The organism is Candidatus Tremblayella phenacoccinincola, assembly GCF_002682985.1.
Lineage (GTDB): Bacteria > Pseudomonadota > Gammaproteobacteria > Burkholderiales > Burkholderiaceae > Tremblaya > Tremblaya phenacola_C.
Genome location: NZ_MKGN01000015.1, coordinates 1 through 12,272, shown reverse-complemented (window position 1 = coordinate 12,272; position 12,272 = coordinate 1). Strand labels below are relative to the sequence as shown.

The following is a 12,272-nucleotide window of genomic DNA, read 5'->3' as shown; positions in this document are numbered from 1 at the left end:
CATAGCTAAATATATGTTTGGTTGGTCTTATCAATATAATATCCTTAGTGCAGTTTAGTTAATAGTTATTATATTATATGCTAAATAAACCTAACTCTAATATGTAGTTAACCCATAGATATATGGTTCATCAATATATACGCTAGTCTCAAAAGAGATCAAAAGAATACTCCCAACTTCCTCTATAGATACTATAATAACCATTAGTAGATAAGAGCTCTAACATCCTAATAAGACTGTCCTTAGAAGCATAACTTGTTTAACGTGGGTAACACAAGGAAACATGACTCTCAACCTTCGAACACGCCTTTGTGTTAAGAAACTGTAGTTACTACCAATCATGTCTTGCAGTGAGTCTTTTAGTTTTAAAGCCTGGGCTGTCTCCAGAATAATCTTAACATCCCTTATGGGATTACTATGTTTTAACAGTAGGATTGCTTTTGCGCCGTTGGCAGAATGCGTATCAATCAGTAGTCCGCATCTTTTGTATATATACTGAACTATCATATGTCGTTCTGAACCAGTCGTACTTTCAGCAGAAATACCTAACCTCTTTATGGACCTGTAGCTAATGTAGTTAAGTAATCTTACTAACCCAAAGTACTGTATTTGTTGAAACACTTTGAACAATATGTTTGAGTTCCTATTTAAAAGCTCTAAGAGTAAGCGTTCAAGGTTTGATGCTTTTGATATGTCCATGCTTGGAGTGTTAGTAGATAGCAAACTGCTAGCTTTTCTTACTTGGTATGTGCCAGCTTTGAAGAACTCCTCCAACACATTATTCTCGTTTGTTGCGATAATGATTCTTCTTATTGGTAGTCCCATAGTTTTTGAAATGAACCCTGCAAAAGCATTTCCAAAGTTACCAGATGGTATAAGAAATGTTACGTATTCTTTTGACGCAATGGTTACTCGAAAGTAAGAGCTGAAATAGTACGTAGTTTGGAAAAGCAACCGAACCCAGTTTATAGAGTTGGCAGTTCCGTTGTTACTTCGATTCTTGCATAACAAGCGTTTAACAATATCCTGACAGCAGTCAAACTTTCCGTTGAAGCATATGTTAAAAGCATTTATCGATAGGTGGCTGTACATCTGTTCAGCTTGATATTCGGATATGCTTTTAAGTGGTGAGTAAACGAAAAGCCTTGAGCGCTTGCAAAACTGGAAAGCTGTGCATACTGAACTACCAGTGTCTCCAGAGGTGGCGCTAATAATGTTAACGCTGCTACTACCAAGAATTGTCTCAAAGAAGCCACACAATAACTGCATGGCAATGTCTTTGAATGAAAGAGAAGAACCATTAGATAAGCGAAGCATGTATATTGGAACGTTATCGTTAGTAGCTACCACATATCCGACTGGACAAGAGCCTGAATGGTTGTTGTAGTAGCTTAAGGGAAACCTTTCGTTGTATACGGTCCTTACTAGCTTTCTTATAATTGAATACGGTACGTCACTGATGAACCATCTATATAGTCTAGAAGCCAGCTCTTGGTATGAAAAGTATCTCCATAGGCGCTCTTCAATATACATGCTTGAGTAAGAAGTTGGCACATATAAACCCCCATCGCTAGCCAATCCCTTTAACAAAACATTTAAGAAAGAGCATAGTCTTTCTTCTTTGTTGGGTTCTCTCGTCGAATGATATAGCATCTATAATAGAACTCTATAGGTTGTAATGAATCCTCTGAAAGAGACAACAGCACGTTTGAAGCTTCTTTCGAAAACGTTTATCAAGACCATAATAACTTCTAAACGCTTATTCACTTCAAAGACTCTAAAAGATATTAAGTTAAGCTTTCTCTTTAAAAGGATGTTCAGAGACTCTTTGCATTCTTGGAACGATATGTGTATTGACCGAACATAGAAGCCACCTCTTGAATCTGTAATGGAGCTGTATGTGTGGGTTAATATCTTTGTTGGATAAGAAGAGCTCCCATAACGAATAGTCTCAACGTCTGCTATGATAGATGAAGCTGTTGGCTTTGTACCAGCTCCTTTACCAAATAGCCACATTCTACCAACACAGTCTCCAACCACAAGAATAACATTAGATGTGGCCTCAGCTATCCAGAAAGGCCAGTTAAGTGAAACAAAACATGGGAATGTAGCACACAGAGCTTTTCTTATGGTTAAAACAACAGACATCAGTTTAATGTTTAAACCTAATCTTTTTCCATATGCAATATCCTGAAGACTTACGGTTCTTATGCCTTCAAAGAATACGTATCGAATCGTTACGGCTGTTCTTAAAGTTATGTAATATATAATGCTTGTTTTCTGTGTCGAATCTACCCCATCAATATCGCATGTATTGTCTGTCTCAGCATATCCTCTTTGAGACGCGTCCAATAAAGCTCTTTTTAAAGGGACACCCAACCTATACATTTGTGATAAAGACCAGTTGGAAGTACCATTCAATACGCCTGCCACATAGCTAATCATGTTACCAACAAGAGCTTTCTCAAGGATTCTTAGTATTGGAATGCCTCCTGCCACTGAAGCCTCAAGCAAGATATTATTGTAGGTACGTCTTAGTTCAAAGTTGTAACAGGCAATCAGTGTTTTATTGGCAGTTACTAAAAGCTTTTTAGTGTTTAAGGTGCTTAACATAATATATCGAGCAAAGCATGTACCACCAACAGCTTCAACCAACACATACATTCGGGGTTCATATATTGGATTCTTTTGCATTGAGTTAGCATTGATCATTGTAGTTTTAGATGTTCTTCTGGTTAATATGACGGCTATTCTAAGATCTAATTCCAACCTGTTTCTAACTATATAGCTATTCTTATACATAACTGCCATAACTCCTTTTCCCACCGTTCCAAACCCAAACAAGCATATGCAAGATACTTTAGACATGTTCCGAGATGTGTGGTTGTTATTGAGTCTGTGGTTACCAATAATGAATTCAATAGAGAGCTCTACCACTTCTAGGTTGGGGTTGGTTTATATACATGGAAACAGCCAATCTAAGAAGGAGAGCCTGCTATGGATTGGTTTAGTTCATATTGCGTCGAGTTAGCCTTTCCTTAGAACTTTGATGCATACTTTGATTGCAACGTGGTTAGTTATTGTTATATTAACGTAATGTTCACCTAGCCTTTTAAATACAGTAGCCATGTAGATTTGGTCTCTCCAAACGTAAACATTAAACTTCCTTAATAGATAAAGAACGTCGGTATCTTTAACAGCCTCAAACAGTTCTCCATTATCTTTAGATGATCTCATATATAGTAAGTAGGTTGGAACTCTGTATGGATGGTCAATATGAAGTATATCTTTAGACGGGCTTATTGCATGTATATTGAAAGGAATTGTATATATGTGAGGTAACAGAAAGTTTCTAGCATAGCCGTTTTTAACGTACACAATGGTTCCTATGGGTCCAAGCTTTCTTATGTTTTCTAGTAGGACTACTTTCATTGGGTTCTATTCGGTTCTTTGTATATTAAATGCATGCTGGCATAGGGAAGTAAAGACAGGAACCTTGCACGTTTGATTGCAATGCTTAGTTGCTTTTGGATACGTGTCTCAGTGCCTGTTATTCTTGAAGACATAACTTTACCGAAGCTAGTGACGAAAGTCCTTAAAGAGCTAATGTCTTTGTAGTCTATAGGGTTGGCTTTGGACCAGGTGATGTTAGCTTTCTTCTTTAAAGGCATTACCCCGTTCTTAACATTGGTCTTTGTGGGTTTAGAATGCCTTTTCATTCTTTTTGGTCTTGTGAAGGGTTATCTTTTTCCAGAGCTTTTATAAACACTGACTTGCAGGTTGGTTTGTATTTACGTTTCACTATAAGAAATCTTAATAACGTACGGTTTTGTTTGAGCTTAGTGTTTATTTTGATTAAAGAATCACAAGAGCATTCGATGTTCATACAGTAATAATAAGCAGTGGGGGTATTCTTAATGACATAAGAAAGAATATGTTTACCCCAGCTTTCATACCGATGTACCAACCCTCCTACAGATAAAACTGTGCCACTCAACTCTCTGAAAAAAGAAGCCGACTCTTTATTGTTTACTGCGTCCATTAAATACACTATTTCGTAGTGGTTCACTTTGATATACGCTCTTCCAGTTGTTAGTTGAGATAGCCATATTGGGTTTATTTAAGAGGAGTCTATTATAGCATAGCCGAACGTTCTGCTTTTAGCTTTGAATCAATTTGGTTTATAACAGCCTTAACTGACTCCCTTCCATACAAAGATAGTCCTGAAACATGCCAGTCTTATTAGGTGTCCAACGTTAGGACTATAGGATCTTCTAATGCTTCTTTAACTGTTCTTAAGAAAGATACTGCTTCTTTACCATCTATCAGTCTGTGGTCGTAGGATAATGCTAAATATAACATAGGTTTAACTTCTACTTTATCGATCAATACAATGGGACGTTGCTCAACAGAATGGATTCCTAATATTGAAGCTTGAGGTGGGTTTAATACAGGTGTTGATAACAAAGATCCAAATATACCTCCGTTAGAAACAGTAAATGTGCCACCTCGGAGTTCTTCAATAGCAAACCTGTTCTGTATTGCTTTTACCATGAAGTTAGAGATACTCTTTTCAACAGTACGTATGTTCATTCTTTCAGTGTTTCTTAGTATTGGAACAATAAGTCCTAGAGGTGTGTTTATAGCGACTCCTATATCTTGATACTCATGATACACTATAGAATCACCTTTAATTGATGCATTTAGAATAGGATATTTCTTTAGTGCAATTGAGACTGCTTTTACGAAAAAGCTGGTTAACCCTAACTTAATGCCATGTTTCTTGGTAAAAGCATGTTTGTACATATCTCGTATCTTAATGACTGAACACATATTTACTTCATTGAAGGTGGTAAGAGTTATGCTGCTTTTATGGACTCGTAGTAAGCGTTGTATTAAGTTCTTTCGTAGACCAGACAAAGCTTCGTATCTTTCTAGCCTGTGGCTTCTTGTCTGGCTGCAAAGGCATGTATGTATTGTCTTTGTAGGTATTTCGGTATTACATTCGGTAGAGGCTGTTCCATAGGTGTCAGCCCCATCTTCTTTAGGTTCTATTACTACCAGAGATTGTCCACTGTGTACTACAGTTCTTTCAGGTGTCTTAATCTTCTTAATCAACCCATTAGCATCAGAAGGTATCTCTATAATAACCTTGTCTGTCTCCAATTCAAGTAGGACATCTCCCTTCTTAACATATTGTCCTTCTAGCTTCCTCCACTTTAGAACAACAGCTTCTGATACAGACTCTGCTAGATGGGGTACTTTAACTTCAATCTCGGTAGCAGCCATAATTATTCCTTTTTAAACGGACGTTGTAAGCGTTGCTAGTAACGAAGTGCTTTTGAATCCTGAACTCAACATCAAATCCTAATGCGGTTGAATCAGAGCTTTGAGCACCACAATAAACAACTCTATTCTTAACCACGTATCGAACATATGGTTCAATATGTTGCCATATGCCCTGATTCTTAGGTTCATCTTGTACATTCAATACCTCACAGGCTGTCCTATATTGGGTTGGTATGCAATGGTTAGGAAATGGATACAGCTGCTCCAGCCTGATAATAGAGACCCTGTTAATATTAAACCTGTGTTGATAGGATGCTAGTTGGTAATAGATCTTTCCTGAACAAACCAGTAATCTCCTTAAATGCTCAGCTCTTACATTGAACTGTTCCTCCACAATAGCTTTCCTAAACCTATTAGATGTGAAGTCAGATATGGTAGACCAAGATGCTTTAAGTCTAAGCAAGGATTTAGGGGTTAATATTGTTAATGGTCTTTTAACCTTCCTAGATGCCTGCTCAAGAATGATATGAAACAGCTGCGCAGAAGAGGTAGGATGTACAACTGTAATATTGTTACTTGAGCTCAGTTGCAGAAGCCTCTCAAGTCTTGCAGATGAGTGTTCTGAACCCTGACCTTCCTGACCATGTGGAAGATATAACACTATGTTTGAGGCCTGTCCCCACTTAGATCCACCAGAAGCAATGAGCTGATCAACCAGGACCTGTGCACAATTGATAAAGTCTCCGAACTGTGCTTCCCAGATCACCATCGCATAAGTCTTAACCAAAGCATAGCCGTACTCAAAGCCTAGTATTGATCCTTCGGACAGAGGAGTATTTATAACATGTATTCTACCTTGAAGTGACGATATGTTTTGTAAAGGAGCATAAGCTGGGATACCTTGAATACTTTGGTTGTAAAGTACTGCATTTCTATGCATAAAGGTTCCTCTTGTTACGTCTTGGCCTGATAGTCTTATTGGAATGCCTTTGTTTAAAACTAAAGCATAAGCTAAATGCTCACTGGAACACCAGTCTAGAGAAGTGCTTGTTTCTATTACCAGACGTCTGTTTAAGGTGGTTCGTTTTAAGAGTGGGTGGACTCTAAACAGCTGAGGAATTCTAACTAACTTATCTAGCAGCCATTTAAGTTCTTCTGTTAATGAAATACAACTGTTGTTAACTCTGAAGCTTTTGAATATATGTGTCTTTCTTATGAGTGGCTGTGTTGGGGGTTGTTCATCTAAAGAAGCTAAGTAATGGTCTCTTGCTTTTAGATATATAGCGGTTGCGCTTGGCTCCTCGTTTGATATATGTCGAAGGTAATCTAGACTGATGGGGTTGTGTGTTTTTATGGAGCTGTACATAAGAGGTTGGGTTATATCTGGAGTGTCTTGTTCATTGTGGCCTAACCTCCTAAATGCAATGATATCTAAGACTACGCTATTTAGGAACTTCATTCTAAACATTAACGCAAGCTTTGTAATAAGAACCACAGAGTCTGGGTTGTTTCCATCCACATGAAATACCGGTGTTTCTATTGTTTTGAATTGATCGGTGCAAAAGGTAGCAGAGCGTGTTTCTTTAGGTTGTGTTGTAAATCCTATTTGGTTGTTAATTACTATATGTATTGTTCCATATGTTCTGTATTGTTTAATGCCTGAATAGTTTAAAGCTTCGACCACAGTTCCTTGTCCTGTTATTGCAGCATCTCCATGTATCTGAATTGGAAGTACATAGCCATTCTTTTTCTTAGGAGTGTTTATGATATCTAGCTTAGCTTTCGAGATGCCTTCAGCTATTGGGTTAACTGTTTCTAAGTGTGAAGGATTATAGACCATTGTTAGCTTTAAACTGCTTTTATGGTCCAAACGGACCACACATCCAAAATGGTATTTAACATCAAAGCTTTGTATATAGGATTCCTTGTGTTGAAGCGAATGTACATAGAGACTGGCTGTTGCTTCGTGATATATGTTAATTAAGATATTAAGCCTTCCCCGATGCGCCATACCAACTACGATATCTGTAATCTTCGACTTGGACGCAAGACTTATTAGGGTGTTTAATAGAACAACAACAGTCTCGGAGCCTTCAATGGAAAACCTCTTCTGACCTACATACGTATTAGCAAGATGGTTCTCCAGTACATATGCTTTCGTTAGCATATATAAGATGCTTTTCTTTACGTCTAGGTTCAAGCTTAAGTTATTCAGTACGGTTCTTTCTAAACCACGCCATATCCACACGCGCTTAATGGGTTTTAAATGTGATACTTCAGGATATATGCTATGACAATAAGAACACCTTAGAAGACTTAAAGCTAATACATTTGGAAACAAGGACTTGTTGTTTAATGGTTCTAAGAAGCTAAGTGTGTTATTGAATCCTCTGAACAGCTCCAAAGGTCTGCTAGCAATATACAGTTTGGAAACGTCTGAGAAATAGATACTCCAACTCCCAGCTATCAACTGTGGGTTATCAGCATATTTACGATACAGTAAACCAATGTATTTTATAGAATCAATGGAAGAGTCGGTCATTAAGCTAAGTTGGGGGGGTTTTATTAGATGCGTATGGTTTGAAACGTGAACTTGCGGTACAAGCTCGCATAGGATTATGTGTGTTTAATGGGTATTCAGGATATCTGTTAGCTCTTCGAAACCGGTATAAACGTGAGTCTTGGGAATCCCTTTAGGTTTACTCTTGCATACAATATTCTACATATTGTTTTGGAATAGCTAGATAACATTCTTGCTACTTTGTTTATATTACCAAATAAGCTAGAGAAGCTAACAATAAGTCTTTTACGATCTTTGGTTAATACTAGATTCTGTGTAGTTATGATGTTGTCCCTTAATTCTTCGGTGTTTGATAGGATATTTAACAGCTCGTACTTTAGCCTGCTAATACTTCTTTTGTAAGAGAGGGGGTTCTTTATATGTTCAAATGACATTTGAGATTAGCCTAAAAGAAGGTTTCAACCATGTCTCCAATAAATATCTCTTGAGTCTTTGTTAACACTACCAAAGCTCCGCACTCAGAACCCCTCTTAACTTCATCTACTGGTGTTTTAAAAAGCTTTAGAGTACGAACCTCACATATTCCAATCTCCTTGCCGTTTCTTGAAACTATGGACCTTTTCGATCTTTTCATAACACCAGCTTCTACTATACAACCTAATATTACTTCGTTACCTGAAACGTTAAAGACCCGTTTAACTATTGCTTTTGATTGTGACTTGTTCCTGCATTCGGGGTTTGATTGAGTCCCAAAAGAACGTATTCCATCGGATAGCTCATATATTGTTCGATAGTAGTTAATAATAACATTGCGTTCTTTGGATAGCTTTAGGATTCTGGGGTTAGGCTTTATTCCCAAAGTAATGATAACTGCTCCATATATAGTAGCCATCCCTAAGTCACTTTCGAACACTAAACCTACGCTTTTGTGGACCACTCTTGCTGGCATGTTGTTTGGTACGTTGTTAATGGTGTGTATAACAGCTTCAATCATTCCATAAGTTCTTGCTTTAACGATGTAGCGAAAGATGTCATTGACAGAGGGAGAAGCAGTGACAGAGGGAGAGGGTATGGGCTTTCGCTCAGGTTCTTCAGGACTATTCAATATGTAGTTACGTTGTGTTGCAAGCTCTTTGGCTGTTTGTTCTGTTGGAACTACTATGAACTTAACACCTGGTTTAGACGGAGCAGTTAACCCGTAAATGCTAGACGGTGTAGCTAGGGACACTCTTTCTATACGGTTGTTATGTTCATCGTATGCTAGCCTAACTCTACCGTAGTCACTGTTAAGTAAAACTATGTCTCCTATCCTAAGAATACCAGCCTGAACTAATATAGAAGTACATATGCCCATTGTTGATGTTACTACTGAGTTAATAACTGTTCCTCTAGCTGGTATATTAACTAGGACTTTTAGGTTATGTGAAAGCTTTGTTCTTCTGCTTTTTGCATGGATTGAAGACATCAGGTTTGAAACGCCTGAACCATTCTTGGCTGATAAATACACCAACTTCGCTTCATCTTTGTTGTCAAGAGTTGAGTATATGGTTTTAACATTGGAGCATTTGTCTATTTTATTAACACCTATAATAGATGGCTTTCCAATAGCTTTAACGTTGGCTAATATCTTTTTGCATTCTTCAGTAACACCATCTTCTACTGCAATTAGAATAACTACAATATCTGCTAGGTTTATTCCATAGCTTCTAGTCAGTTCAAATGTTTCATGACCAGGGGTGTCAATGAAAACTAGCTTACCAACAGGAGCTGTAATGGAACTGTATGGCTGTATATCTTGTGTTATTCCTCCAACTTCGTAGCTAGAAGCCTCATCATTTCTTATGCAGTCTATGAGAGTAGTTTTACCATGGTTTACGTGACCTACAATAGCAACAACCAAGGCTCTTTTACCTAGTCTGGTTAGGTATTCGTTTATGTTCTCCATTAGGTTTGAATAGGGGGTTTTACTTCATGTCATGTTAAGAACTAATTTAGTATATGCTTATGTTTATGTTTATGCTTATGTTTATGCTCATCTTTAAGACTCAGTGTACATTATATTCTATATAGCCAACTGGAACCACACCGCTTCTAACAGCTAACCAGGTTTATAGCTCCAACAACACAATATATATTATATGCACATACATACCATAAAGACCAGTAGGTTCCCCAAGAATACAGAAGACGGTTCTCCCACAAAGACATCCAATGTACAGTCTCTTAGTTCGTTAACACAGCTGGTAGGTTCCACTATGAAACCAATCTATAAGCTTAGACTACCGGTGTATCTGGACTATAGCTCTACTACTCCAGCTGATCCTAGGGTGGTGGAAAAGATGCTACCATTCCTCAGACACAAGTTTGGTAACCCAGCCTCACGTTCACATATATTAGGCTGGGAGACAGAAGCTGTTGTAGAAAAGGCTAGAGAGTGTGTTGCTAGTCTAATCAAGGCTTCCAGTAAGGAAATTGTATGGACCTCAGGTGCAACAGAATCTAATAACTTAGCAATTAAAGCCATTGCTCTTTCAAAGCATAACAAAGGAAAGCATATTATTACTCTAAAAACTGAACACAAAGCCGTCCTTGACACATGTAGATACTTGGAGTCGAAAGGGTTCATTATATCCTATTTAGCTGTTAACAACAACGGCTTGTTAGATCTAGCCCTACTGAACAACTGTATACAATCTGGCACTATCCTTGTGATCATAATGTATGTTAACCATGAAATAGGGGTGATCCAGAATATAGAAGACATAAGTAGAGTATGTAATAAGCTTAGAGTTCCACTTCATGTTGACGCAGCTCAAGCAGTTGGTAAGGTATCAATAAATACTTCCAAGACACAGATCAACACCATGTCTTTAACATCTCACAAAGCCTATGGACCCAAAGGAGTAGGGGTTTTGTATGTTAACAAGGCTAACGTATTTAAGGTTGTTCCTCAGATGCATGGAGGTGGTCAAGAGAAAGGCGTACGTTCTGGAACCCTCCCAACACATCAAATAGTAGGAATGGGGAAAGCGTATCGTTTGATATATGTCGAAGGCTTATCTGAGTTTAAGACCACAAAGCAGCTAAACGTCTTTTTGGTTAAAGAGCTAATATATATTGTTCAAGCAAGCGTTAACGGATGTTTAACAGCTCGAGTTCCACACAATATCAACATTAACATAAAGTATGTAGAAGGAGAAGCCTTGATGATGTCGATGAAAAGCATTTGTGTTTCTTCAGGTTCTGCATGTACTTCGTCTTCTTTACAGCCGTCATACGTATTACAAGCAATAGGATGTATTCAAAATGTCCACAACTCTATTAGAATATCCATAGGTCGTTTCACATTAGCTTCTGAGGTTGAATATGTAACACAGGTTGTTTCAGGAAAGGTTAAAAGACTAAGACAGCTTTCTCCACTTTGGGTTTAATATGCTGTATAGCAAAAAGGTTTTACGTTATTATCATAGCAACAAAAACGTAGGCTCTTTCCCAGAAAACGTAAACAACATTGGCACTGGAATAGTAGGATCGCCTTCTTGTGGTGATGTTTTGAAACTACAGCTAAAGATTGAGAATGGTGTTATTATCGATTCAAAGTATAAAGCTTATGGGTGTGGCTCTGCCATTGCTTCAAGTGCTTTGGCAGCTGAGTTAGTACAAGGGAAAACCCTTGATCAAGCAATGGACATCAAGAATGATGAGATAATTAATGAGTTGGGTTTACCCCCAATTAAAACACATTGTTCAGTATTAGCTGAAGCTGCAGTTAAGGCAGCCATTGCAAGCTTCTATACAACAAACCCTAGTTCTAGTTTAGTTAAGAAGTAATGACACTACATTTTACTTTGGAAGTAACCCAATATGTGCGTTGTTATATTAAGTCCTGGCAATATATAAGGATTAGTTCTTTTAAAGTTGGTTGTAAAGGATTGTCTTATGAAGTCAATGTTGAACCCAGAACCAGAAGAGAAGACCTAGTGGTTTGTATTGATGGTGTTAGGATTCTGATAAACCAAAGAAGGAACCCATGTGGAAATGCTCTTAAGGTAGCTGTTAGGGGTGTTAGTCTTGGAATACGTTTAGTGATTGTGAGTCCAAAAGCTACTATATGTGGGTGTGGTAAGTCATTAAGCTTTAGTAGAACCTAGCTGTTGGATAGTTGCTACATATTACAGTATATAACCTAAAAGGGAGAACCAATGTTAGCTGCATCTGTTAGGTTAGTGGTATGTATTATGATGTAGCTCCAGTCTTCTTTGTTAGCTTCACTTCGAACATGCATACACACCTAACAACCGCTTCTCAATAATGAGACCTAACCTACATACTTGGCTAACCTTTTACATCGGTAGGCTTAATAAATAATAACTACTAACACCCGCTACCCAGTCTTAGATGAACCATAGCAAAAGAGCTTCCTATAGAACCTATGAACATAGCACATATCCTAGGCTTTCCA

11 protein-coding genes are annotated in these 12,272 nt (G+C 37.9%); 3 read left to right on the top strand and 8 right to left on the bottom strand.

Features of this window, described 5'->3' with window-relative positions; genetic code table 11:
- Positions 1-219: 219 nt before the first annotated feature.
- From thrC to TPPER_RS00795, 8 genes are all read right to left on the bottom strand, one after another.
- On the bottom strand, positions 220-1,653 hold the full coding sequence (thrC, locus tag TPPER_RS00835; protein WP_099336884.1) for a threonine synthase: 1,434 nt from the start codon (positions 1,651-1,653) through the stop codon (positions 220-222).
- Positions 1,654-2,868 (bottom strand): homoserine dehydrogenase, encoded by a 1,215-nt coding sequence (locus TPPER_RS00830; protein ID WP_099336883.1) that lies wholly within the window; start codon positions 2,866-2,868, stop codon positions 1,654-1,656. It abuts the gene before it with no gap.
- Between the two features lie 159 nt (positions 2,869-3,027).
- Complete coding sequence (locus TPPER_RS00825; protein ID WP_099336887.1) at positions 3,028-3,432, bottom strand: 50S ribosomal L9 C-terminal domain-containing protein; 405 nt, start codon at positions 3,430-3,432, stop codon at positions 3,028-3,030.
- A complete protein-coding gene (gene rpsR, locus TPPER_RS00820; protein WP_186787050.1) occupies positions 3,429-3,719 on the bottom strand; it encodes a 30S ribosomal protein S18 in 291 nt (96 codons plus the stop codon). Before rpsR ends, TPPER_RS00825 begins: the two co-directional genes overlap by 4 nt.
- Complete coding sequence (gene rpsF, locus TPPER_RS00815; RefSeq protein WP_272896469.1) at positions 3,716-4,069, bottom strand: 30S ribosomal protein S6; 354 nt, start codon at positions 4,067-4,069, stop codon at positions 3,716-3,718. The genes rpsR and rpsF overlap by 4 nt, the downstream gene beginning before the upstream one ends.
- 173 nt (positions 4,070-4,242) lie before the next feature.
- Positions 4,243-5,289, bottom strand: coding sequence for a 2-oxo acid dehydrogenase subunit E2 (locus TPPER_RS00810; RefSeq protein ID WP_099336881.1), 1,047 nt, complete (start codon positions 5,287-5,289; stop codon positions 4,243-4,245).
- Positions 5,270-7,831, bottom strand: coding sequence for a 2-oxoglutarate dehydrogenase E1 component (locus tag TPPER_RS00805; RefSeq protein ID WP_099336880.1), 2,562 nt, complete (start codon positions 7,829-7,831; stop codon positions 5,270-5,272). The genes TPPER_RS00810 and TPPER_RS00805 overlap by 20 nt, the downstream gene beginning before the upstream one ends.
- 424 nt (positions 7,832-8,255) lie before the next feature.
- Positions 8,256-9,755, bottom strand: coding sequence for a GTP-binding protein (locus TPPER_RS00795; RefSeq protein ID WP_099336878.1), 1,500 nt, complete (start codon positions 9,753-9,755; stop codon positions 8,256-8,258).
- A 310-nt stretch (positions 9,756-10,065) separates the two neighbouring features.
- Here TPPER_RS00795 and TPPER_RS00790 point away from each other — a divergent pair, with 310 nt between their 5' ends.
- The 3 genes from TPPER_RS00790 to TPPER_RS00780 are packed head-to-tail and all read left to right on the top strand — an operon-like array spanning position 10,066 to position 11,961.
- Positions 10,066-11,241, top strand: a complete 1,176-nt coding sequence (locus TPPER_RS00790; RefSeq protein ID WP_099336885.1) for an aminotransferase class V-fold PLP-dependent enzyme — start codon at positions 10,066-10,068, stop codon at positions 11,239-11,241.
- Position 11,242: 1 nt separating this feature from the next.
- Positions 11,243-11,641 carry an iron-sulfur cluster assembly scaffold protein gene (locus tag TPPER_RS00785; protein WP_099336877.1) on the top strand — a complete coding sequence of 133 codons (399 nt, stop codon included), beginning with the start codon at positions 11,243-11,245 and terminating at the stop codon, positions 11,639-11,641.
- On the top strand, positions 11,641-11,961 hold the full coding sequence (locus TPPER_RS00780; RefSeq protein WP_099336876.1) for an iron-sulfur cluster assembly accessory protein: 321 nt from the start codon (positions 11,641-11,643) through the stop codon (positions 11,959-11,961). Before TPPER_RS00785 ends, TPPER_RS00780 begins: the two co-directional genes overlap by 1 nt.
- The last annotated feature ends 311 nt before the right edge of the window (positions 11,962-12,272 follow it).

Bases quoted from the DNA above. Each gene is read 5' to 3' on its own strand.
- TPPER_RS00790 (WP_099336885.1), top strand. From the start codon at position 10,066: ATGAAACCAATCTATAAGCTTAGACTACCGGTGTATCTGGACTATAGC.
- TPPER_RS00780 (WP_099336876.1), top strand. From the start codon at position 11,641: ATGACACTACATTTTACTTTGGAAGTAACCCAATATGTGCGTTGTTAT.
- TPPER_RS00805 (WP_099336880.1), bottom strand. From the start codon at position 7,831: ATGACCGACTCTTCCATTGATTCTATAAAATACATTGGTTTACTGTAT.
- TPPER_RS00795 (WP_099336878.1), bottom strand. From the start codon at position 9,755: ATGGAGAACATAAACGAATACCTAACCAGACTAGGTAAAAGAGCCTTG.
- TPPER_RS00830 (WP_099336883.1), bottom strand. From the start codon at position 2,868: ATGTCTAAAGTATCTTGCATATGCTTGTTTGGGTTTGGAACGGTGGGA.
- TPPER_RS00785 (WP_099336877.1), top strand. From the start codon at position 11,243: ATGCTGTATAGCAAAAAGGTTTTACGTTATTATCATAGCAACAAAAAC.
- TPPER_RS00810 (WP_099336881.1), bottom strand. From the start codon at position 5,289: ATGGCTGCTACCGAGATTGAAGTTAAAGTACCCCATCTAGCAGAGTCT.
- rpsR (WP_186787050.1), bottom strand. From the start codon at position 3,719: ATGAAAAGGCATTCTAAACCCACAAAGACCAATGTTAAGAACGGGGTA.
- thrC (WP_099336884.1), bottom strand. From the start codon at position 1,653: ATGCTATATCATTCGACGAGAGAACCCAACAAAGAAGAAAGACTATGC.
- TPPER_RS00825 (WP_099336887.1), bottom strand. From the start codon at position 3,432: ATGAAAGTAGTCCTACTAGAAAACATAAGAAAGCTTGGACCCATAGGA.